Origin of the sequence: Prevotella veroralis DSM 19559 = JCM 6290, from assembly GCF_000377625.1 — a bacterium.
Lineage (GTDB): Bacteria > Bacteroidota > Bacteroidia > Bacteroidales > Bacteroidaceae > Prevotella > Prevotella veroralis.
On the sequence record NZ_KB898325.1, the window covers coordinates 60,825 to 82,346 of the forward strand.

23 protein-coding genes and 1 riboswitch are annotated in these 21,522 nt (G+C 41.2%); of the genes, 9 read left to right on the top strand and 14 right to left on the bottom strand.

Features of this window, described 5'->3' with window-relative positions:
• Positions 1-233: 233 nt before the first annotated feature.
• The 9 genes from D464_RS13565 to D464_RS0100325 all read right to left on the bottom strand — a co-directional run bounded on the left by D464_RS13565 (position 234) and on the right by D464_RS0100325 (position 8,147).
• A complete protein-coding gene (locus tag D464_RS13565) occupies positions 234-536 on the bottom strand; it encodes a hypothetical protein (protein ID WP_154649570.1) in 303 nt (100 codons plus the stop codon).
• Between the two features lie 81 nt (positions 537-617).
• Positions 618-1,796, bottom strand: a complete 1,179-nt coding sequence (locus tag D464_RS0100285) for a hypothetical protein (protein WP_018909627.1) — start codon at positions 1,794-1,796, stop codon at positions 618-620.
• Between the two features lie 127 nt (positions 1,797-1,923).
• Positions 1,924-2,091, bottom strand: coding sequence for a hypothetical protein (locus D464_RS0100290; RefSeq protein WP_018909628.1), 168 nt, complete (start codon positions 2,089-2,091; stop codon positions 1,924-1,926).
• Between the two features lie 513 nt (positions 2,092-2,604).
• Positions 2,605-3,681 carry a YncE family protein gene (locus D464_RS0100300; protein WP_026284591.1) on the bottom strand — a complete coding sequence of 359 codons (1,077 nt, stop codon included), beginning with the start codon at positions 3,679-3,681 and terminating at the stop codon, positions 2,605-2,607.
• 48 nt (positions 3,682-3,729) lie between these two features.
• Complete coding sequence (locus tag D464_RS0100305; RefSeq protein ID WP_018909631.1) at positions 3,730-5,706, bottom strand: TonB-dependent receptor plug domain-containing protein; 1,977 nt, start codon at positions 5,704-5,706, stop codon at positions 3,730-3,732.
• A 31-nt stretch (positions 5,707-5,737) separates the two neighbouring features.
• Positions 5,738-5,930, bottom strand: a riboswitch (cobalamin riboswitch).
• Positions 5,931-5,968: 38 nt separating this feature from the next.
• Positions 5,969-6,331 (bottom strand): HepT-like ribonuclease domain-containing protein, encoded by a 363-nt coding sequence (locus D464_RS0100310; RefSeq protein WP_018909632.1) that lies wholly within the window; start codon positions 6,329-6,331, stop codon positions 5,969-5,971.
• The gene (locus D464_RS0100315) at positions 6,309-6,623 is read right to left on the bottom strand and encodes a nucleotidyltransferase family protein (protein ID WP_024985737.1); all 315 of its coding nucleotides are present in this window, start codon (positions 6,621-6,623) and stop codon (positions 6,309-6,311) included. Before D464_RS0100315 ends, D464_RS0100310 begins: the two co-directional genes overlap by 23 nt.
• A gap of 529 nt (positions 6,624-7,152) precedes the next feature.
• Positions 7,153-7,725 (bottom strand): GNAT family N-acetyltransferase, encoded by a 573-nt coding sequence (locus tag D464_RS0100320; RefSeq protein WP_018909635.1) that lies wholly within the window; start codon positions 7,723-7,725, stop codon positions 7,153-7,155.
• A gap of 161 nt (positions 7,726-7,886) precedes the next feature.
• Positions 7,887-8,147, bottom strand: a complete 261-nt coding sequence (locus D464_RS0100325) for a membrane protein (protein ID WP_018909636.1) — start codon at positions 8,145-8,147, stop codon at positions 7,887-7,889.
• Positions 8,148-8,441: 294 nt separating this feature from the next.
• Between D464_RS0100325 and D464_RS0100330 the strand changes: the two genes are divergently transcribed.
• Positions 8,442-8,906, top strand: coding sequence for a hypothetical protein (locus tag D464_RS0100330; RefSeq protein WP_018909638.1), 465 nt, complete (start codon positions 8,442-8,444; stop codon positions 8,904-8,906).
• Between the two features lie 7 nt (positions 8,907-8,913).
• Here D464_RS0100330 and D464_RS0100335 read toward each other — a convergent pair whose 3' ends face one another.
• The 3 genes from D464_RS0100335 to D464_RS0100345 all read right to left on the bottom strand — a co-directional run bounded on the left by D464_RS0100335 (position 8,914) and on the right by D464_RS0100345 (position 12,153).
• The gene (locus D464_RS0100335) at positions 8,914-9,153 is read right to left on the bottom strand and encodes a DUF2442 domain-containing protein (RefSeq protein ID WP_004382653.1); all 240 of its coding nucleotides are present in this window, start codon (positions 9,151-9,153) and stop codon (positions 8,914-8,916) included.
• On the bottom strand, positions 9,146-9,397 hold the full coding sequence (locus D464_RS0100340; RefSeq protein ID WP_018909639.1) for a DUF4160 domain-containing protein: 252 nt from the start codon (positions 9,395-9,397) through the stop codon (positions 9,146-9,148). Before D464_RS0100340 ends, D464_RS0100335 begins: the two co-directional genes overlap by 8 nt.
• Before the next feature lie 65 nt (positions 9,398-9,462).
• Complete coding sequence (locus D464_RS0100345) at positions 9,463-12,153, bottom strand: 3'-5' exonuclease (protein ID WP_018909640.1); 2,691 nt, start codon at positions 12,151-12,153, stop codon at positions 9,463-9,465.
• Positions 12,154-12,279: 126 nt separating this feature from the next.
• Here D464_RS0100345 and D464_RS0100350 point away from each other — a divergent pair, with 126 nt between their 5' ends.
• On the top strand, positions 12,280-12,771 hold the full coding sequence (locus tag D464_RS0100350; protein WP_018909641.1) for a 3'-5' exonuclease: 492 nt from the start codon (positions 12,280-12,282) through the stop codon (positions 12,769-12,771).
• 336 nt (positions 12,772-13,107) lie between these two features.
• The gene (locus D464_RS0100355) at positions 13,108-13,719 is read left to right on the top strand and encodes an HU family DNA-binding protein (protein ID WP_018909642.1); all 612 of its coding nucleotides are present in this window, start codon (positions 13,108-13,110) and stop codon (positions 13,717-13,719) included.
• A gap of 74 nt (positions 13,720-13,793) precedes the next feature.
• Here the strand turns inward: D464_RS0100355 and pheS are convergent, their stop codons facing one another.
• On the bottom strand, positions 13,794-14,831 hold the full coding sequence (gene pheS / locus D464_RS0100360) for a phenylalanine--tRNA ligase subunit alpha (protein WP_018909643.1): 1,038 nt from the start codon (positions 14,829-14,831) through the stop codon (positions 13,794-13,796).
• Between the two features lie 140 nt (positions 14,832-14,971).
• On the opposite strand from pheS, the gene D464_RS0100365 reads away from it, so the two are divergent.
• The 4 genes from D464_RS0100365 (at position 14,972) to D464_RS0100380 (ending at position 18,301) form a co-directional block, all read left to right on the top strand.
• Positions 14,972-15,826: a DUF4348 domain-containing protein gene (locus D464_RS0100365; protein WP_018909644.1), complete on the top strand. Its 855-nt coding sequence runs from the start codon at positions 14,972-14,974 to the stop codon at positions 15,824-15,826.
• A gap of 66 nt (positions 15,827-15,892) precedes the next feature.
• Positions 15,893-16,465, top strand: a complete 573-nt coding sequence (locus tag D464_RS0100370; RefSeq protein WP_018909645.1) for a sugar O-acetyltransferase — start codon at positions 15,893-15,895, stop codon at positions 16,463-16,465.
• 52 nt (positions 16,466-16,517) lie between these two features.
• Entirely contained in the window at positions 16,518-17,522 is a 1,005-nt protein-coding gene (murB, locus tag D464_RS0100375; protein WP_018909646.1) for a UDP-N-acetylmuramate dehydrogenase, read from the top strand.
• Positions 17,519-18,301 carry an MBL fold metallo-hydrolase gene (locus tag D464_RS0100380; RefSeq protein WP_018909647.1) on the top strand — a complete coding sequence of 261 codons (783 nt, stop codon included), beginning with the start codon at positions 17,519-17,521 and terminating at the stop codon, positions 18,299-18,301. Before murB ends, D464_RS0100380 begins: the two co-directional genes overlap by 4 nt.
• Before the next feature lie 255 nt (positions 18,302-18,556).
• Here D464_RS0100380 and D464_RS0100385 read toward each other — a convergent pair whose 3' ends face one another.
• The gene (locus D464_RS0100385; protein WP_018909648.1) at positions 18,557-18,751 is read right to left on the bottom strand and encodes a hypothetical protein; all 195 of its coding nucleotides are present in this window, start codon (positions 18,749-18,751) and stop codon (positions 18,557-18,559) included.
• A gap of 319 nt (positions 18,752-19,070) precedes the next feature.
• Here D464_RS0100385 and mtaB point away from each other — a divergent pair, with 319 nt between their 5' ends.
• A complete protein-coding gene (gene mtaB / locus D464_RS0100390; RefSeq protein WP_018909649.1) occupies positions 19,071-20,435 on the top strand; it encodes a tRNA (N(6)-L-threonylcarbamoyladenosine(37)-C(2))-methylthiotransferase MtaB in 1,365 nt (454 codons plus the stop codon).
• Complete coding sequence (locus D464_RS0100395) at positions 20,432-21,472, top strand: glycosyltransferase family 2 protein (RefSeq protein ID WP_018909650.1); 1,041 nt, start codon at positions 20,432-20,434, stop codon at positions 21,470-21,472. The genes mtaB and D464_RS0100395 overlap by 4 nt, the downstream gene beginning before the upstream one ends.
• Positions 21,473-21,522 lie beyond the last annotated feature (50 nt).

The following is a 21,522-nucleotide window of genomic DNA, read 5'->3' on the forward strand; positions in this document are numbered from 1 at the left end:
AAATGTACTTTCGTGGGGCACGGAAGTACAATCTGTGCCCCACGGGTCCGATACCCGTGCCCTACAAGTCCTACTTCCGTAGCCTTCAGAATTACGACTACTTTGGCACGGACTTTGTAATGCTCTGCTTCCTATTCCGCTCCTCAGCATGTTAATAATTATTGTTTATTAGTAGGCGGTCAAAGCTGACCGCCTGTAGTTTTATAGATTATCTGTACTCAAATAGATAAATGCTAATAATAGATAAAAGGACGAACCTTTTTTGAATCCCATTTGTCAGATTTCCAAATACTGACCTTGTTATTATCTAAGAACATAGCAACACCATAATATTGCGGGGCACCACTACTTGTGTCCTCATATTCACGTCCCGTCCAATACATACCTGTAGGTGCTGTTCCGCCGACAGAAGTAAAGAGCGAAGCTATTGAGGAAGATGAATAATCAAATTCGTCAGTCCATGACCGGAAGTAATATCCTAATATTTTTTTACCATAATGCTGCAAAAGTTGCCTCCAACTATAAACTGTAGGCAAAAACCAATGGTTAATATTTGTCCCAGTTACAGGGACACCAGGAGTGAAGTGAGCTGCTGCATAAAAAGCTGGGAAATTTGTCTAATTAGCCTTAACCTCACTTGTAGAAGGGGTCATAAATCCTTGATATGATATGGCATAATCCCCAGGATCACTATTAATAGAGGGTTCCGTTAACAAGGAATATACATCATCAGGATGTTCACTAGAGTTTTTTTCATCATTGTTATTAATAGCACCAATAAGAGAATTCCACTGATAAGTAGTTCCTGCATCAACATCTTTTAATGCCATTGCAAGATGCATGGGTCTATAAACCACTAATCCAATAGGAGTTTTTCCAGGATGCTTAGCAATAAGACCTGCCGTTCCATCGCTGAAAAGATAATAGGGCTTCGTAAATATCTTAAATTTAACAACATACGATCCGTTCATCTTCATAACCTTTGAAGTTGGGACTTTGATAGATTTACCAGTAAACTCTGTCTCCCAAATCTGCCCAGAATTAAAATTAAGAGTAAAATTAGAACTATTTGTTGATGGCAACATATACACTTCACCAGAAGCCCCGATACAACCGTTCACATTATTATAACCTTCTTGAGTTTTATTATATACACCAAGCGGTATCCCCGTTATTGTACCAGAACTATAAGATACATTTGTAGCAAAAGCATTCATCGTTACAGTTGTTGGCACACTACCAATATCAGAGGAAACGGAAGCTTTTACATCTTCTGACTGATATATTTCTAATGCTGGTATGTAATATTGAAATCTAACTTTACATCCTGCATGTTTCATTACGAAAGGAATCTTCTGCTTCTTTCCACTGACAACAACATTCTCGGCTCTACCTATTCTTGCCGTCTCTGCATCTGCAATAGCTACAGTCAAATCATTTCCATTGCGTGTGACCTTATCATTATAGCAAACAAAGGTGTAAGTACCTGGTGTCAACTGGATATTCTCTGGTTTTCCTGAAGCGGGAGTGAAAATACTTCCAGACACAGAACCTTCCAATACTCCTTTCAAATTACCACTCATGTCATAAGCCAACATCGTATAATGACCATTACTAATAGCACGTGTTTTGGGTGATTTCGTTACAGCTGTATCAGGTTCAACTGTTACTTCCGCTGTCAGTCCATCTCCTAAACTTACAGTGTCTTTAACTGTCTCCTTTAGGCTACGTGTACTAGCATTATCAACTTCTGGCTGAAAGTCTGCATCTGTTAATGAGAACTCTATTTGGGACAAATCAACTTTATTTGTCCTCTCTTCAAGAACATCGTTGTTACATGAGATAGCCGTTATTGAGCAGACTGCTACTAACAGGTTAAATATAGTTTTACTTCTTTTTTTTATTGTCTTCTAATTTAAATGATTAAATGTCCAATTCTCCTCCATCAATCTCCTCCTCGGCATCCCACCAATCTTTACTAGAATTGGGCGCATCAAGCGTAACTGATGTACAGATAAATGTTTCTGTCTCCATTTCATGGACGACACACTCGGGGCGTTCATAATCTTTCTTTTCTTGCTTTTTTCTCATTGCTTTAATTGATTAAAATATTTGTTATTTCGTGCTTAACTTTTCTATATTTCGGTTTAGGTACGGACACAAAAAAAGAACAAAGGAAACTCCTAGAAGTCCTTTGTTTACAGGGTTTACGGCACGCTTCGCGCGCGCGTACGCGAGAAGAAAAAATGTGTTATTTACGTCTGCTCTACTAGAGAGAGTATACAAATATTTGGAACTACCAAATAATTTGCTATCTTTTTCTCGTTCTGAGATGTTAAAGAATCCAAAGCAATAGCACGTGCATTTACACCTTTATTACATAAGGCGCAAACGTTAGCTTGATTGAAATTCGTTGTTTGTAACATCATTATTAATAAGTTAATTCTCACTCAACGGGCGCAAAGGTAATAAGATAAAATGGAATGGGCAAGGAAAAGAAGAAAAAAAGCCTCACCCCCGCCCCCCTCTCCGACTGGAGAGGGGGGTAAATAGTACTGTTTGCAGGGGATGAGAAAAGGATTTGCTAAGAAAGTGTAGGGTCGTTTAATTAGCAAATTTAATCTTGTGTGCGTCATATCCTACAAGGATAGGACCTTGAATCAGCTTACCTTCAGGGCTATAATAGAACACTCTGCTGGGTTCTGAATACTTAGGAGTGTCAATAACGTAGATGTAGCCTTTACTGTCTACGCTAACCTGTGACGGTGAGATGAGCCTTTCTAAGTCTAATTCTTTCTGCTCTTTTGTGGCAATGTCATAAGTAAAAGCCTTGTTTACCACAAAACGTTTAAGTGTGTAGTCGTATTGGGTAGAGAAGCAGATCAATCTGTTCTTGGTCTTATCATAACCAAAGATGTTGGCTTTGCATAGCGTTGTGACTTGGTCAGTCTTGGCATCTATGACTTGCACAGCAGCATCCTCCCCATGGAATGAAGAGGCGAAGTAAACCTTATCATCAACAGAATAGCTTTGGTCGTAAGGATTCAAAGCAACTTGAAGTTCCTTTATCTTCTTAAAGGTATTGAGGTCGACTACTGATACTGACTTTCCTGTTCCATCATAGTTATAGTCACTCATATTGACATAAAGCTTGCCATTAGCCACAGAGAGAGCCTCTGGATGTGAGCCAACGATAACTGAATCGATAATGGTTTTCTTATAGTCATTGGGGTTTACTTTATATACCTTACCCGTATAAGCAGAGAAATAGACGTACTTACCATCTGTAGCCAAGAATCTTGGTTGTGTGTTATGGAGTTTCACTCTGTGCTCTAATTTCCCTAAACGGTTAAGAATTTCAAGCTTTGACGAACTTGTACTTGTAACGATAATCTTGTTACCAACGATGATAAGGTCTTGTGCATCGCCAATCCCTGTACCATTCTGTGCCTGATATGCGTCATAATAAAGGAATGGAGCATTGGGACGATTCCCCGTATTATAGTCAAGCAGACCTACGGTGCCGTCATTCTTCATGTAATTACCAGCACAAGGAATGTAGGTGTTAGTACTTGACAGGCTTGGCTGGACACCATCATCATAGCCATTGTCATCACTACAAGCAGTGAATGTGAGCGCAGACATGAGGATAATGCCTAACGCAAGTAGATTCTTTTTCATTGTCTTCATTGTTTTGTTTATAATTGGTTTTACTTAATCGTTCTTTACTCAAAGCTCCCAGCTTACAGACAGTCGCCAGTTGGTGCCTGGCATTGGATAGAAGCGAACAACCTCATAATTCTTGTTGCCAAGATTGCGGACATCAAACTGTACTCGTAATTGCTGCTTATTGATGTTGAACTCCCGAGAGAGTGTTATGCTATGGTCGGTAAAGGCTGACATACGGTTATGTGGAATGTCATATCCTAAGGTATATCGTTCTCCCATAAGGAGGACATTGTATCCGAAATCTAGCCAAGGGGAGTGTATCAATATGTTTGCAGAGCCTGAATGGTGAGGTGTATAAGCTATTTGGTCTCCATAGGACAGCTCCGAAGGATCAGTCCTATCGGTTGCACTTAGGTAACTATAGCTGCCAGTCGCACTTACGGACCAATTATTACCCCATCTCTTCTCAATGTTTGCTGATACATCCAGCCCTAATTGGCGAACCTTCCCAGCGTTCATCATCTGCCAATAGAACATCTTTGGTACCGCAATAATCTTATCGGTGACATTGCCGAAATACCCATCAGCGGTCAAGGAAAGCTGGAGTGTACGATTAAAGATGTGCGAGTAAGTGGCACCAAGGTTCCACTGGCGTGACTTCTCTGGGTTCAGATGGCGGTTGCCGATACCTGTATAATAAAGTTCATTGAGTGTTGGAGTACGGAAGATGTCCTTATATCCAAAGCGGAGGCGGAAGTCTTGCAGACAATGCCACTGCATACTGAAGGCAGGCGATAGTCTGTGGAATCCGTCTGAAGCGTTCCCTTGCTTTACACGTTCGTAGATATTCGTTGCAAGGAGAGATGCATTGACACTGAAAGAGCCTGTCTGATAGTTAGCTGCTAAGGCTGTCCACAGTGAGTTGCGAGTAGGGTTAGCAGCTTTCGGAAGCGTCGTGGACAGATGATTATGCGCATAATCTTGTGCAAAGGAAAGGTTTAATCCCTGCAATGGATTTGTCCACAGCGTCGCTGTTAGGTAAGTCTCGTTCTGTCGGTAGGTATCTTCTTTATATCCACTGGCAGGTATATCAGAGTAGCGCGACCAAGCATAATTCCATTTAGCAGCCGCTTTCATCTTGATGCGATTGCTAAATCGGTTCTCATAGAGCATTTGCGCAAAGACATTCTTATCTTTCAGACGCTCTGCCGAATAAGTATTGTCATAGATGACAGCCCCTGGCAATCCTCTATTTGACGTGAAGCCGTAAGCCTTCCACTGCAATGTCTGCTTGTCCGTGAGTTGATAGTTCATATTCAGTTCACCTCGCCACGTCTGTATGTCACTATTGTTTCTACGCTCATGGATGGTTTTGATACCATTCTTTAGCGTGAACCAATAAACGCCGTCAGCCCTTTCGTAGCTTGTGTATGCGCCAATCCCCAAACGTGAGAACTGTTGATGATAGAGTAGGGAAGGCGCAAAGAGACCATAGCTACCCGTGTGCAGCGTCGTTGTGAGGTGAGGCTTGCGGTCGGATACGCCTTGTAACGTACTGATATTGATGAGTCCTGCCGAGGCATATGCTTTTGCACTCTGATAGATATTGTCCTCTTGCCCGATTTGCAAACTGACAAGTGAGACGTTGTCAAGCGTGAAGCGGGAGAGGTCTACCTGTCCACTCTGGCAGTCGCCCACCTGTACTCCGTCATACGTGACGCCCGTGTGTCCAGCCCCTAAGCCTCGAATATTGACAGTCTTCATACCGCCAACACCGCCATAGTCCTTCACCTGTACACCAGCAAACCGTTTCAGCGCATCGCCCATGTCGTGTATGCCGAGATGCTCCATATCCGTGTGTGACAGAGTCTGTATCGGTGTACTTGCCAATACATTCCCAGGAATGCGGAAGCCTTTGACCACCACCTCATCTATCGTCTGTGTGGAATCATTGGTTACGGTTTGTGCTGTCATACTCAAAGGGCATAACAACAGAAAGAAAGAAGCCAGTTGCCTCATCTTCTTATTATGTATCATAAAGGTTCTATGCAGTGCCCTTCCTCGAGAGATGCAATGACTTGCAATGGCAGGTCTTCTGACTTGTTATCCAAAAGAAGGTAAACGCCTTCCCAATCATTCGTTATCAGTGGCTTATGTTTACCTGTGACAGACAACTTACAGCTGCGGGACAGTAGCGGAATCTCACCGCTTTCCCTTTTTAATCATGTAATGTTAATGAACCTATTGCGCGTGCAAAGATACTATAAAGGGTAGAGATAGGCAAATAAATAATGTGATTTCATGGTGATAGTCTTTCTTCTTCTTCTTTGATAAGTCGTTCTATTTCTGGCTTTAGAGCAGGAATGTCAGTTTCTATCGTGTCCCATACCTGTTGTGGTTTTATGGTGTAATAACCATGTACTAGGACATGACGCATATTCTCAATAACATCCCATTCTATCTCTGGATGTTGTGCTCTAAACTCTTTTGTAAGCATATACACAGCTTCCCCAATGATTTCAACATGCTTAACGAAACCAAAGAATACGATGGGGTCATCCTTAATATCTTCGAAGTGATATCTATCTTTATAGGTTAGAAGCGTGTTGATAGCATTTAGGATATGCTCAAGTCGTCCCTTATCTTTTATCTTTTCTCTCATAAATAAGAATCTTATCTTGATTAGCCGATTTGCTGGCAAAAGGTTGTAGACATCCTTCTTCCACTAAATCTATATCCTTTCCCGTCAGTTCTTTTAGTTGGAGCATAATTCGTGAGATCGTGAATAGTGTGATACGAGCGTGCTGATCGTATCTAACCATCAAATCTAAGTCGCTTTGTGCATGTTCCTCTCCACGCGAAGATGAGCCGAATAACCATGCACGCTCTATGGGCTGACTGGTTAGAAAGCCTTGTATCTTATGGATAAGCGGTTGTATATTGGAGCTAATCATCACCTTCTTATATTATAGTATCTATATTCCTTCTGCTGCAAAGATAGTCTTATTCCTTTAAAATAACAAGCCTTTATGCTGTTTTTAACGTGCCTTGATAGATTAGATAGCCCTTATAATCTGAGTAAATGATAGTTGTTCTGATCTTTATGTATGGGTAGTTAGAAAGAGTGATAACAGGCTCGCCCAGTCTTTCTCACCTGTTTGCGAATCGTTTTCCACCTGTTCCAGCATTCTTTATCACCCGTTCCCCATTCCTTTCTCACGTGTTGCGCATCATTGACACACGCATATAAAGTTAGTCTCACCATGATGAGACACAAGTTTCATCATGAAGAGACACTGGTTTCATCACGATGAGACACTCGTTTCATCATGATGAGACTAATAAAAGATACGGAAGTCAAAGATGCAAGACGCATGAGAAAGGAATGGGGAACGGGTGAGAAAGAATTCGGAAACCTATTAGATAAAGAGCGCAAATAGGGTTCTGAACACATAGTTTCAAGGTTTGAAACAAAAGGAACGCTTATGAGTTATGTTTCTGTAGATGTCGCATTGGGTGTCCGCCCCATGTGTTCTCACCTACAAATGTGAAGCCTATGCGTTTGTAGAGGCGCTCGGCTTGCGGGTTGCCAGTGTCTACTAATAGTCCTGTCGGTAGGCTCATGCGTTCGCCCTTCTCGATAGTAGCACGGAGAAGTTTTGTGGCAATGCCTTGACCTCTGTAGCTGTTGCTGATGCAGAGAGAGTCGATATAAAGTTCACCAGCTGCTGTTTCGTCTTCCATGTTGGAATAGTCTCTACCGAAAGCCTGCTTAGCCCCGTCTATAAATGCTTGGCGTAATTCGTGGAGCTTAGCTCCATCATAGCTTACACATACGCCCGCTATATCGTTGTTCTCCGTCATAGCTACCAGTGTGTTACGATAGGAATATTGCGAATCCTCACGTTCAACTAACTTAGTCATCAACTGGTGGAACTCATCTAACGTATGTTCTGGTCCTGCAAACCACAGGCAGCACTCGTGGTTCATAGCCTCCATAATCATTCGTGCTATCACTGCCGCCTGTTCTTTTCGTGCTTCTGTAATCTTAATCATGGTACAAAGGTACGGAGAGAATATGGTATTTCATGGTTCTACTTGTATTATTCTTCGGCATTTATCATCGTTTCTCATAGTCCTTCCTAACGTGTATAAACGCAATTACCCTCTCTAATCATGTGATTGGAGAGGGTAATATGTTTATCTTTTGCCTTGTTTTATAGTGCTGTGAATGCAGCTGTGAAGCCGAAGATAATACCAGGTGTATTGGCAATAGCCAATGGCCAATCGCGTTTGTCCTTGAATAGTCCGTATGCAACCCACAAGGTGCAGTTGATACCTGCCATGAATGGCTGAATGAAGGTGCCCTTGTGTCCTGCGAGGTTATTCTCTATTTGTGGAAAATAGAAGATGTACATTAAGATAGATGTTACCATACCTACCCATCCCATGGAAGTGAAGAACTTTTCTTTTGTCATAATCGTAAGTCTATAAAAGTGTTGACACTGCGTCTTGTGCGCCTGCGTTGTTAGTAGCAAAGACTGACATTACCATTAGCATTGCCAAGCCCGTTGTGATTAATCTCTTTGACTTCATTATCCTAATAATATAATTGTTATTGGTGGCAAAGGTAATGCTTTTTAATTAAAACATATCTAAAGGCGCGATAGAAAAGACATTTTTTAATATTGATAGATAGTACAATAGCTTATTATAAGGTTGCAAGTTTACAATGATTTTAGTATGTTTGCAACCGATAATGTACTTTGCTTATGCGTACTACCTTTTATATACATAACATCAGGAGATTTATAGCGATCCTCGCCGTGACGATGATCATTCATATAGTGTTGCTGTTCTTTCAAGCCTGTAACGAAGGAAGTAACTTCCATTTGGATGTTGATAAACAAGCTTTCATAGTGGATAATGGTGGTGTATGTGGGTTAGGACTGTATGTAGAAGGTGATAGCGTAGAGGATAATTTCATTGTTATTGATAAACAATCTCATGTGGGCTGGGCTCGTGGAGAGGCTTCTATACTTTATATAAACCATCTTCCATCTAGTTGTAGGATAGTCCGAGATGATGATACTCTCAGAATGCAACGGCTTCCTTTGCGCCCCAATACTACTTATTATATCAGGCGTAGTGGTGGTTGTCGGCAATCGCGTCCAATATGTATAAGTGTTGATAAGAATGGAAAAGTGTATGAGCCTGCGGTTCCAGTCTTTCAATAGCGAGAAGTTATGCACCTACATAATCCATTTCATTACGCTTAATAATGAGAGGATAGCGTTCTGGGTGCTTTAAGCTATCTATCTCAAGATCTACGTTCAAGTCCGGCCACTCAATCGCATTTCGACCAGACATCTTTACATTTAATACGTTATTGATACTGGCATCGCGCATCCATGGAATACGATTATAAGATAAGAAATAATCGTTGCCACAAACAGACAGCATAATACCTTGTGCGTTAATCATTAATACGCTTACCGATGTGTCGATGGAATGATTCCTTGAAGTCGTTTCCATATTGCTCAACTATTTTTCGTATATTACTCAGTTCATGTTGCGAAAAGCCATAATTGTTGGCTAATTCAATCTTGGGTTCAAGCCAATACTTTGCTTCATTGTCTCCATTAATAACGTGTATGTGCATTCGTTCTTCTTCATTGGAGAAGATTTTAAATGTGTATCCTTTCTCACGTTTAAATACTGGACTCATAAAACAAACTTTATTATTCTGCGTCAAAGGTAGTGAAAAATCCTCGTATCGCCAAATCACGTATATTAATTAAACCTCTTCTGTATTGCATCCATGAATGGGGTCAATTCTCGGTTATGCACGCGACCATAGCGATCAATCATTTGTAAGGAATAAGCAATGTAGAGACGGTGTTTGGCACGCGACATAGCTACATAGAACTTGCGAGCATCTTCTTCGTCTTGCTTTTTATTCTTGTTGAAGGCGTTGGGATAACGTCCGTCGGCAGCATCAAAGACAATAACGTTGTCAAACTCCAGTCCTTTTGCCTTATGCACTGTCGTTACATAAACACGCTCACGGATACTCTTACTATTGCAGAAGTCGGCTTCTTTCAGTGTGTTGATATCCATAATATATTGGGAGAGTTGCTGAACAAGCGCATTTTCTATTGTGTTGTCCGTCAGCATATCTATGCGCAGATAACGCAAAACGTAATCTAACCGAGGAATCTCATTGATTAATCCATCTGTATACAAGGCGTTGTAAGCAGACGATAGTTCCTGAACGAGGGCAGGTTCTTCGTTCGTAGCTAATACATAAAGATGTTGGACACCATTCAGATAAAGTTCTCCATAGTTGTTACGAAGGGCATTTATGAATGGTTTTACCTTTGGATGTTGGAGAAAAGACTGTTGTTGTGGTTGCTTCTCACGTGCCTTTTTGGCACAAAGACGGACGAGGCTCACCGTTGCTCCTACATCATCAATAGCCTGATGACTATTCTTTCCTGTCAGTTGAAACGTCTCTAAGAGCGATTCTAACTTATAAGAATGAAGGCTCGGAGCCAATAGTCGTATCAGTTTTAGCGAGTCGAAGCATGGGTTCTTGTGGGCTTTGAGTGTGTCGTTGCAATATCTTTGCAAACAATTGTCAATGATATTGTAATCGTAATTGGCATTATGTCCGAGGATAGGACGTGTTCCAATGTAGGCAAGAAAGCGTTGCAAAGCTTCTTGAGGAGTGATAAGTTCCTCTGCAGAGAGCTTCTCATGATAGATAGCATACATAGGATTATCTTTGTCGCCAAGCTTTGGTAAGATAGGCTTGTCAGTCTTTATATAAAGGTCGAGCGGCTCTCCAACTATTTCCCCACCTTTAATCTTCATGGCTGCAATCTCTATAATATCATCAGCAAATACGTCTAAGCCCGTTGTTTCAGTATCGAATACAACGATTTCTTCTTCATCGTAAGCTTTAAGAAACTCTGCTGTGTAGCAAGTGTCAGGATAAAGAAGGAAGTCGGAAGGCGAAAGTGCGAGTTGCTTCAGTTTCCAATTGAAGCGTCGTGCCAAAGCATGTGAAGGAAAAGCACGCACACCTTTCATTATACGTGTCCATGCAATAGAGTTATGTTCGTTGGCAAGAACACTGAGATGAGATAGTAAGAGCTTAATATCGGGCGTATCAAAGAGGTCGCGCCCAGAAACCTTGAAGTGTGTCAGCCCTACTTTGTCCATTGTCTCGCTAATATGATCTGCATCTGAATTAGAACTGACTATCACTGCCGTTCGTTCTTCTTTGTTTTGGTCATAAAGGTTACGAGCTATATCTGTAACCTCTTGTCGTTCCGAGTCAATCGTACTACTATGGATAATTCGTAAATCTTCAGGCTTAGCTTTCACATCATTGTCAAAGGCAGGAAGCAACTCACGATCTATCTTCAGTTGTTTTTCTGCGTAATCGTTAAAGACATCAAGCAGGTACTTTGGTGAACGATGGTTCCGTTGCAGATGATGAATATTACCCTTACACCGCATCTTGAGTAGTGTAAGGGTCTCCACTTTGGCACCCATAAAAGAGAATATTGCTTGTTGTTCGTCTCCCAGATACATTACCATAGGATTATCTTTGACAGTGAGCAGGTCAATAATTGCGAGCTGCATACCATTGAGGTCCTGCACTTCATCTACCTGAATCCACTTATAACGCTTACATGTATCATCGGTACTGTAAATGTCGTAAGTCTTTAGTAACAAGTCTTCGAAGTCGAGCAGATGGTTCTCTTCTTTGTATTGAGCATAACATCCAGCATAATACATCTTCCAAAGCAACACACGAATCCTATCGGCAGTCTTTGCATCAAGTCCTAGCACATTGGCTTCGTCCATGTATTGCTGTGCATGATGATAGATGTCAATCACAGCTTGTTCGTTATATTCTCTCTTCTGCGACTTGCATATCTGCTTGATAGCCTCTCTGTCATCATCCGTGAAACTCTCTGGGTGGAGGTAATACTTCCACGGATGCTGGTGTTCCATCTGATAGATGAAGTGCTGGAAGAAGATAATCGTCTGATAACCTTTGTATCGATTGAAGTCTCTTGTTACTCCTTCCTCATCTTCGTTACGATAGTCTGCAATGATACTCACGGCTTCCTCATCGTCAATAATAGCTGAGTCTGCTGGAATCTTGTCTTGCTCGAAAAGGAACTTAGAGCAGAACCGATGCACATTACCCACCATCAGCTCTGTGCTATCGCCTCCAACAACCTTCTGAATACGATTCGTCATCTCTCTTGCAGCACGATTTGTGAACGTAAGACAGAGCATATCCTCGTATCTCACACCCTTTTCCCTCGCATATCTTATCCTCTCTGCCAGTATATGTGTCTTACCACAGCCCGGTGATGCCAGCACAAGATGGTATCCATGACTTGCCTCTACTACGGGTATTTGATACTTATCTAATAATGCAAACGAATTGTTGGGTTCCATAGGTTCTTATCTTTATGGGCGTCAGAAGCCTTTGCAAAAGTAAGAAAAAGATTGGAAATAACTTACGATCGGCTTAAGGAATAAAAGTAAAGTGGTATCTTTGCAAGCAGATTTAAGGATTAAACTATGCAAGACTTTGCAGCAATTGATTTCGAAACAGCGAACTTTGAACGGAGTAGTGTCTGTTCCGTGGGCGTTGTGATTGTTAGAGGTGGTGAAATAGTGGATAGTTTCTATTCTCTCATACAGCCCGAACCGAATTACTATCATTGGCGTTGTACACAGGTTCATGGTCTTACGCGTGCAGATACGGATGAAGCACCAGTGTTTAGTGAGGTATGGAAGCAGGTGGAGCCATTGATTGAAGGCTTACCTTTGGTGGCACATAACGCCCCATTCGACAAAGGATGCCTGCGAGCATGCCTTATGACTTATCAAATGGATTACCTCGACTATGAGTTCTTCGATACGTTGAAAGCGGCACGACGTATTCTTCCTCATCTCCCTAATCACCAACTACAGACCGTTGCGGCTGCATGTGGTTACAATTTAACCAATCATCATCATGCCCTTGCCGATGCGGAGGCGTGCGCTTGGATAGCCAAGGAGATATTGTAAGATTCTGCCCGTCACTCGTTGAAACTAATACCTTACAAAAGCGAAAAACACACATAGCCCATCTTATAGGATAAGCAGAGAAAACGAAATGTATACGTATTGCATTTCATTTTCCTTGCTTTTCTTTTGTTTTTCTACGGACTTTGTATTACTTTTGTACGCATCAAATTGTATTATCTAAGCGTGATAATTAATTATCTAAGTGTGATAATACTTTATCTAAGTCTGATAATTAATTATCACGCTTAGATAATACAAAAATATACGCATTGCGCAAAGACGTAATACGTACAGAAATATAACGCGAACAGTATAAATTTAAAACGGAAACCGTATATGAGTGTAAAGTACAAGCTATTAAAGTATCATGGGCACTTCTCTACTCGTTCAGAATATAGGGCAGTTACCATTGAGAATCAAGTTGTAGGAATTGACCGCATAGGTCGGAGTATTCAAGGGGCAACGTCACTTACGCATGCCGATGTCATTGCCGCTATTGCTGCATTGAGGGATGAAATTTCCTCTCAACTGATGTCGGGAAATGTCGTTCATTTGCCGGGATTAGGTTACTTCAGTCTTGCTGTGAAGGGGGAGCTGCATCAAGATCCGCGTTCTGGACATTTTCGTTTGCAGAAGCCAGAGGTTCGGACGGTTAAGTTTCGCCCTGATACGGAAATGATGGAGACGTTCATTCATGCCGAGTTTGAGAATGTTACTTATCGGGATGGCGTTTCCTCTATCCCAACCTATAAGGAGATTGATAAAGCTATCGCAAGGTTGGGGACTGATAGACCTTTCTTCTCTGTCGACGATTTGCGCCTTAGCCTTAATCTTTCGCCGGCAAATGCTTATCGTATTGCGGCACGATTGGAGGAAGAGGGAAAGATTAAGAACATCGGGAAAGGGAGAAATAAGCTATATGTCTTGGGGGAACATGATGGCAAATAGGCTGAAATAAAAAAAGAGGATGTGCTGACACATCCTCTTTATATCCGTTTTATCATATTCTGATAGGTTGCAGCTTATGCGCCTTCGAACTCTCTTAGGAAGCGAGTATCGTTTTCCGAGAAGAGGCGGAGGTCGCTAACACGGTACTTAAGGTTAGCGATACGCTCAACGCCCATACCGAAGGCATAACCTGTATAGACATTAGAATCAATGCCACAAGCCTCGAGGTCGTGTGGATCAACCATGCCACAACCAAGAATCTCTACCCATCCGGTGTGCTTACAGAAGCCACAGCCCTCACCACCACAGATGTTACAGCTGATATCCATCTCTGCGCTTGGCTCAGTGAATGGGAAGTAACTTGGACGAAGACGAATCTTAGTATCTGCACCAAACATCTCACGAGCAAAGGTGAGAAGCACCTGCTTTAGGTCGGTAAAGCTAACGTTCTTATCAACGTAAAGACCCTCTACCTGATGAAAGAAACAGTGTGCACGTGCAGAGATAGCCTCATTACGATATACACGACCCGGGCAAAGCACACGGATTGGAGGTTCATGTGTAGACATGTAATGTGCCTCGTCGTTGGATGTATGGCTACGGAGAAGTACGTTCTTCGTAACATCCATTGTATTGCTACGCTCAACGAAGAAAGTATCTTGCATGTCACGTGCAGGGTGATCAGCAGCAAAGTTAAGCATAGTAAAGACGTGCTGGTCGTCATCTATCTCTGGTCCTTGATAGAGCGTGAAGCCCATTCGAGCAAAGATATCAATGATTTCATTCTTTACAAGTGTCAACGGATGGCGTGTGCCTAGGCTGATAGGGTAGGCGGTACGTGTTAAATCAATGTCGTCGCTCTGTGCCTCACTTGTCTCAAGTTGCTCTTTGAGGTCGTTAATCTTGTTCTGTGTGAGTTGCTTGAGTTCGTTGATTTTCATACCAACCGCTTTCTTCTGGTCAGCTGCTACATTGCGGAACTCGCCCATCAACGCATTGATTTCACCTTTCTTACTAAGGTATTTCAGGCGTAACTGCTCTACGTCGTCTGCACTTTTAGCCGTGAGTGTGCTCACTTCATTAAGAAGTTCTTGTATCTTGTCTAATAACATACTGCTTGATTATTTTCCTGCAAAGGTACGATTTATAATCGGAACGGAGAAATTACCTAATTATAAATTTAGGTTTTTCCTGTCTTATTAGAAATTAATATCGTACTTTTGCAAGAAATTTGAGACGAATAAAAGAGAATATGAGAAAGGTATTTTTACTTGCTGTAGTTGTCTGCGTGGCAATGCTTACTGTAGGCACAGGTTGTTCTAATAAAAAGGTAGAATCGGCTGATAGCACAAACACTGAATCTACGGAGGTAGATAGTGACACGATCGACGATGTTGATTCAGCGACAGAGGTGATAGCTTCAACGCCAATGCCTAAAGCAGCTGACCAACTATTTGATGATTTCTTCTTCAATTTCATTGCCAATAAGAAGTTGCAACGTAGTCGTATTAATTTCCCATTGCCAATTATAACAGGAAGTAAGAAGGTTGAATTACAGAAAGGTCAATGGAAGACTGATCACTTCTTCCGTCCTCAAGGTTATTATACATTGGTATTTGATAACGAAGAGCAGATGAAGTATCCGAAGTCAACTGATTTGGATAGTGTTATCGTTGAGAAGATTCACTTGAAGAAGGGTACTATCGAACAATATTGGTTTGATCATCAAGAAGGTAAATGGAGATTGAATGAGATTCGTAACATATCGTTCAAGGATAGCTATAATGCCTCTTTCTTTAAGTTCCTGTCTAACTTCTTCGCTACACGAGGCGCAGGTGCTATAAAGAATCCATTAGCTTACTCAGGACCAGATCCTGATGGCGAAGAGACTACAACGGTTAATCGTACGATACCAGCAGAAGAGTGGTCTACCTTCTTACCAGAGATTCCTAATGAGATGATTTACAATATCCTCTATGGTCAGAAGTATACGGAAACGAATCGCAAGATTCTTACCTTCCGAGGGCTCTCTAATGGAGTAGAAACACAGCTCATCTTCAAACGTCATGGTCAGAAGTGGCGGCTGGAGAAGATAGTCGCTTACTAACAGGAGAGCTCTCTACCTATCATTGGTAGTGGAAGCATATACCCAACTATTTAAACCCTTTTGCTTATGAAAAGTGAACGTCAGAAAGCCTTGGATGGTGAGTTCTTTAATGCTGTCGACCCAGAACTGCAGCAGATAATATTACGTACAAAACGCTTATTGCGCAAGTTGAACGATTGCGACTACGCTGACCACGAAAGCAAACGCAGAATTTTTGAGCAGTTGTTTGGCTCTGTCGGTGAGCCGATTCATATTGATGTGGATTTTCATTGTGAGTATGGTGTCAATATCCACATGGGTAACTGGGTTGTTATCAATATGAACTGTACGTTTGTGGACAATAACCGTATTGACATAGGCAATCATGTTCTAATCGCTTCAAACGTGAAAATCTATACAGCAGCGCATCCCGTCACTGCCAAAGAACGAATGATTCCTGGTGGAGGATGGAATATCTATGCCCAACCTGTCAAGATAGAAGACGGCGTGTGGATTGGTGGAGGAGCAATTATCCTGCCCGGTGTAACGATAGGTCGTAATGCTGTAATAGGCGCAGGAGCAGTTGTAACAAAAGACATTCCTGCTAATGCTGTTGCTGTCGGCAGTCCGGCAAGGGTCATCAGATATCAAGAAGAATAAATCCTTGTTATAAACAGAAACAAAGGAAAACGCAAAAACGATATAAGTTAAAATGAAAATAGAGTTTAACTATAGTCTACTTAAGCATAACACTTTTGGCATTGATGCTAAATGTCGACGCTTTGTAGAATATGACTCTGTAGAGGAGGCACAAGATGTTGTGCGTTCTTTGGAGGATGATGATTATCCTCTATTAATACTTGGTGGTGGTAGTAATCTTCTATTAACGGGCGATTATGCAGGGACAGTACTTCATTCAGGTATCTCGTTTATAGAAGAATTGGGGAACGGACGTGTGCGTTGTGGCTCTGGATATGTATGGGATAATTTTGTAGACTATTGTGTTCGTCATAATCTTTATGGCGCAGAGAATCTTTCTATTATTCCAGGAGAATGCGGTGCTAGTGCTGTTCAGAATATTGGAGCGTATGGTGCAGAAGCAAAAGATTTGATAGAAGAAGTCGAGGCTGTAGAGATAGCGACGGGAAAGGTGTGTCACTTCTCTAATGCTGATTGTGAATATAGCTATCGTCAGAGTAAGTTTAAGCATGAGTGGCGAGATAAGTTCCTGATTACATCAGTTACTTATAAACTTTCTAAGACTTATGAGCCAAGACTTGATTATGGCAATATACGAGCTGCGTTAGCTGAGCGTGGAATAGATAACCCAACAGCTGCAGAACTCAGACAAGTAATTACTGATATTCGTAATGCAAAGCTCCCTGACCCTAAACAAATAGGTAATGCTGGTAGTTTCTTTATGAACCCGATTGTCTCAAAGGATAAGTATTTAGAATTGGCAGCACAATATGAGGGAATGCCACATTATACTATTGATGATGACCATGAAAAGATTCCTGCAGGATGGATGATTGATCAATGTGGTTGGAGGGGTAAAGCTCTAGGTCATGCTGGCGTTTATGAGAAGCAAGCATTAGTATTGGTAAATCTTGGTGGTGCTACAGGTTCTGATGTTGTACTCCTTTGTGAGACTATCCAGCATGATGTGAGAGAGAAGTTTGGTATTGAGATTCATCCCGAAGTAAATGTGAGATGAATATGTCAGAACCTATAAGATATTTAACTTTCTTAGGTACAGGTACTTCAAATGGAGTACCTGTTCTTGGTTGTAATTGTGAGGTTTGTAGAAGTACTGATTCACGAGATAAACGCTTACGTACTTCTGCTTTGTTAGAGACAGAGAATACTCGCATTATCATTGATAGTGGTCCTGATTTCCGTCAACAAATGCTACCACAACCTTTCCGTAAGATCGATGGCTTACTGATAACGCATATTCATTATGACCATGTTGGTGGTATTGATGATGTCCGTCCTTATTGCCAGTTAGGAGATATTGATGTTTATGCCAATGAGGACACGTGTGCTGGTCTACGGCATAATTTCCCTTATTGCTTTGCGGAACATCTCTATCCAGGTGTGCCAAAGTTGGAGCTTCATGCTATACAGCCTCATTCTCATTTTCGGATAGGGGACTTTGAAGTAGTACCGATTAATGTTATGCATGGAAAGTTGCCTATCTTTGCCTATCGAATAGGTAAGTTGGCATATATCACTGATATGAAAACAATTGAAGAATCAGAATGTCCCTATTTAGAAGGTGTTGAGACCTTAGTTGTCAATGGTTTACGATGGGAACGTGAGCATCATTCCCATCAATTGATATCAGAAGCTATTGAATTTAGTAAGAAGATTGGAGCTAAGAAAACTTATCTAACTCACTTGACTCACCAAATAGGTTTATATACTAATGCACAACAGCGTCTTCCTGATGACTTCTTCTTTGCTTATGATGGATTGAAAATACAATTCTAATTCTGTGTAACTAATCCTAGAAATAAGTAATAACCCCCTAATTTAGTTTTTATTTCGTTTGCTGTCACATTTAATATTTCTAGCAATTGGCTAGTTATTAGATAGTTGTGAATATTTAATGAATGATAGGAATGACAGGAAACTTAAAACAAAAATATAGTATTTTATGGTAATTTGTCTTTAAGTAAGGGTACTAAAAAAACCGTAGAGCTTAGCTCCACGGTCAATTTCTCTCTTTTTCAGTTCGCTTTCTGATTACTTCTTAACAGTTGAATCAGCCTTTGCAGAATCAGCCTGAGCAGAGTCAGTTTTTGCGCTATCTTGGTTCAATGAATCAACAGCTGAATCCTGAGCAGTTGTATCAACGTTAGCTGCTGGCTTAGAGTTGTTGTGACAAGATGCTAAAGAGATAGCTGCAATAGCTACGAACATTAAAACTAATTTCTTCATTTTCTTTGCTTTTTAAATCTGTAAAACAATCATTTGTTTCTTAAAACGATGCAAAGGTAAGTATTTTTTTGATATGGCAATAATTTTTTAAAGACTTTTTTTAATCTTATTTGTAACTATTTTCTAAGTTACTGATAATCAGTTGGGTATAAACATTAAATTAATGTTAAAGGCTTTGGTGTGTGCCTACACAATGTAAGATTAGAGCTTTTTTCTTGTTGTTTTAGAGCTTAGTTCTGAGGTTAAACATCTTCTTAATAGGAACAAAGGGAGGTAACCTTTGGTTTTATGTGCGATTTAGTGTAACTTTGCAAGTTATATGATAGATACAGCAGCATTCCAAGGCAAGACAGCCAAATACTATACATTGGGTTGCAAACTCAACTTCTCTGAGACGAGTACCTTCGCGCGTACCTTATATAATATGGGAGTACGAGAAGCTAAGAAGAGTGAGTCTGCAGACATCTGTTTGATTAATACTTGTTCAGTTACCGAAGTTGCAGACCATAAATGTCGTCAGATTATTCATCGAATGGTACGCCAGAATCCTGGAGCCTTTGTCATTGTTACAGGTTGTTATGCCCAGTTAGAGAGTGAAACTATTGCTAAGATCGAGGGTGTCGATCTAGTTCTAGGTAGTAATGAAAAGGCCGATTTGATTCAATATCTTAGTGATGCATGGAACAAAACAGATATCGACTCTATTGGTGATAAGCCAACTGAAGAGGGTAAGGGGCAATATCATTCAGTTAAAACAAAGGATATAAAGAGTTTCCAAGCCAGTTGTTCTCGTGGAAACCGGACACGTTATTTCTTGAAAGTGCAGGATGGTTGTAACTATTTCTGTACCTATTGTACAATTCCTTATGCACGTGGCTTCTCACGTAACCCTTCTATTGCATCACTCGTTCAGCAGGCTGAGGAAGCAGCAAAAGAGGGAGGAAAAGAAATAGTCTTGACGGGTGTTAACATTGGAGATTTTGGTGAGACGACAGGAGAAAGATTCTTAGATCTCGTAAAGGCACTTGATAAGGTGGAAGGTATAGAACGCTTCCGTATTAGTTCGTTAGAGCCCGACTTGATTGATGATGACCTCATTGAGTATTGCGCACAATCGCATGCTTTCATGCCACACTTCCATATCCCGCTCCAAAGCGGATCAGATGAAGTACTAAAGTTAATGCACCGTCGCTATGACACAAAGCTGTTTGCTCATAAGATAAACCTTATCAAGGAAAAGATGCCAGATGCCTTTATTGGGGTAGATGTGATGGTTGGTTCGCGTGGAGAGCGACCTAAGTATTTCGAGGATTGTTATAACTTCTTAGCCTCTCTCCCAGTAACACAACTACATGTATTCCCTTATTCAGAGCGTCCTGGAACATCAGCCCTTTCCATTCCATACGTGGTAGATAATCGCGAGAAAAAGCATCGTGCGCATAAGTTATTGAAGTTATCAGATGAGAAAACACATGCTTTCTATGCGGCACATATAGGTCAAGAAGCAGACGTACTCTTTGAGAAAGCAGCTCGCGGAAAGGCTATGCATGGCTTTACAGACAATTATATCCGTGTAGAACTGTCCCCAAGTCAAGCTAAGGAGGAATACGATAACCAGATTATCCGAGTACGTTTAGGAGGCTTCAATTACGATCAAAGCTCTTTAAAAGCAGAACTTCTATGAAAGTAGCAATCGTCATATTGAACTGGAACGGACGGAAGATGATGGAGCAATATCTGACTTCCGTAGTCGAATATTCATGTAGAGAAGCAGATGTAATCATTGCAGATAATGCCTCTACTGATGATTCCGTGGCATGGTTATCCGAGTATTATCCCCATCTTCGGGTTATCCAGTTAGATCAAAACTATGGTTTCGCAGAAGGGTATAATCAAGCTCTTAAGCAAGTTGATAGTGAATATTACGTATTACTAAATAGTGATGTTGAAGTTACGCATCATTGGTTAACGCCTTTAATAGAGGAGATGGATGCCCATGAAGATATAGCAGCTTGCCAACCCAAACTACTTTCTATGGCAAATCGTGACGCTTTTGAATATGCCGGTGCATCGGGTGGCTTCATTGATCGCTATGGTTATCCGTTCTGTCGCGGACGTATCTTTGACAGTATAGAAGACGACAATGGACAATATGACAATGCCGAGGAGATTCTTTGGGCAACTGGTGCTTGCATGATGATACGTGCTAAAGACTATTGGGAAGCTGGTGGTTTAGATGGCAGGTTCTTTGCTCATAACGAAGAGATCGACCTTTGCTGGCGGCTACATCGTATGGGTAAACACATCTATTGCTTCCCTGAAAGCATCGTATATCACGTTGGTGGCGGTACATTACCGAAGTCGAATCCACGCAAGACGTTCCTTAATTTCCGTAATAACCTTACCATGTTATGGAAGAATCTACCTGATAATGAGCTGCATCATGTAATGTGCATGCGATTCTTTTTAGACTATCTTGCAGCTTTCCAAACGCTTATCTTGAATCATAATTGGGGCGACTTCAAAGCTATCCTCTCTGCACGAAGAGCTTTCAAAAGGTGGCGTAATGAGTTTAAACGTCCTGATTTTAAACCTAATTGCATTAATGGTTGCTCAAAACCATTACCTAATTGTACCCTTGACGGGCGTAAGCATTACTCTATCTTATGGCAATATTATGTACGTGGTCGTCGGCACTTTGATATGCTATCAGACAATTAGAACTTGCAAAAGAAGTGGCGTTTTACACTTTTTTAGCAAAACGCTTGCAT

Bases quoted from the DNA above. Each gene is read 5' to 3' on its own strand.
- D464_RS0100290 (WP_018909628.1), bottom strand. From the start codon at position 2,091: ATGAGAAAAAAGCAAGAAAAGAAAGATTATGAACGCCCCGAGTGTGTC.
- D464_RS0100300 (WP_026284591.1), bottom strand. From the start codon at position 3,681: ATGAAAAAGAATCTACTTGCGTTAGGCATTATCCTCATGTCTGCGCTC.
- D464_RS0100305 (WP_018909631.1), bottom strand. From the start codon at position 5,706: ATGATACATAATAAGAAGATGAGGCAACTGGCTTCTTTCTTTCTGTTG.
- D464_RS0100310 (WP_018909632.1), bottom strand. From the start codon at position 6,331: ATGAGAGAAAAGATAAAAGATAAGGGACGACTTGAGCATATCCTAAAT.
- D464_RS0100315 (WP_024985737.1), bottom strand. From the start codon at position 6,623: ATGATTAGCTCCAATATACAACCGCTTATCCATAAGATACAAGGCTTT.
- D464_RS0100320 (WP_018909635.1), bottom strand. From the start codon at position 7,725: ATGATTAAGATTACAGAAGCACGAAAAGAACAGGCGGCAGTGATAGCA.
- D464_RS0100325 (WP_018909636.1), bottom strand. From the start codon at position 8,147: ATGACAAAAGAAAAGTTCTTCACTTCCATGGGATGGGTAGGTATGGTA.
- D464_RS0100330 (WP_018909638.1), top strand. From the start codon at position 8,442: ATGCGTACTACCTTTTATATACATAACATCAGGAGATTTATAGCGATC.
- D464_RS0100335 (WP_004382653.1), bottom strand. From the start codon at position 9,153: ATGATTAACGCACAAGGTATTATGCTGTCTGTTTGTGGCAACGATTAT.
- D464_RS0100340 (WP_018909639.1), bottom strand. From the start codon at position 9,397: ATGAGTCCAGTATTTAAACGTGAGAAAGGATACACATTTAAAATCTTC.
- D464_RS0100345 (WP_018909640.1), bottom strand. From the start codon at position 12,153: ATGGAACCCAACAATTCGTTTGCATTATTAGATAAGTATCAAATACCC.
- D464_RS0100350 (WP_018909641.1), top strand. From the start codon at position 12,280: ATGCAAGACTTTGCAGCAATTGATTTCGAAACAGCGAACTTTGAACGG.
- D464_RS0100355 (WP_018909642.1), top strand. From the start codon at position 13,108: ATGAGTGTAAAGTACAAGCTATTAAAGTATCATGGGCACTTCTCTACT.
- pheS (WP_018909643.1), bottom strand. From the start codon at position 14,831: ATGTTATTAGACAAGATACAAGAACTTCTTAATGAAGTGAGCACACTC.
- D464_RS0100365 (WP_018909644.1), top strand. From the start codon at position 14,972: ATGAGAAAGGTATTTTTACTTGCTGTAGTTGTCTGCGTGGCAATGCTT.
- D464_RS0100370 (WP_018909645.1), top strand. From the start codon at position 15,893: ATGAAAAGTGAACGTCAGAAAGCCTTGGATGGTGAGTTCTTTAATGCT.
- murB (WP_018909646.1), top strand. From the start codon at position 16,518: ATGAAAATAGAGTTTAACTATAGTCTACTTAAGCATAACACTTTTGGC.
- D464_RS0100380 (WP_018909647.1), top strand. From the start codon at position 17,519: ATGAATATGTCAGAACCTATAAGATATTTAACTTTCTTAGGTACAGGT.
- D464_RS0100385 (WP_018909648.1), bottom strand. From the start codon at position 18,751: ATGAAGAAATTAGTTTTAATGTTCGTAGCTATTGCAGCTATCTCTTTA.
- mtaB (WP_018909649.1), top strand. From the start codon at position 19,071: ATGATAGATACAGCAGCATTCCAAGGCAAGACAGCCAAATACTATACA.
- D464_RS0100395 (WP_018909650.1), top strand. From the start codon at position 20,432: ATGAAAGTAGCAATCGTCATATTGAACTGGAACGGACGGAAGATGATG.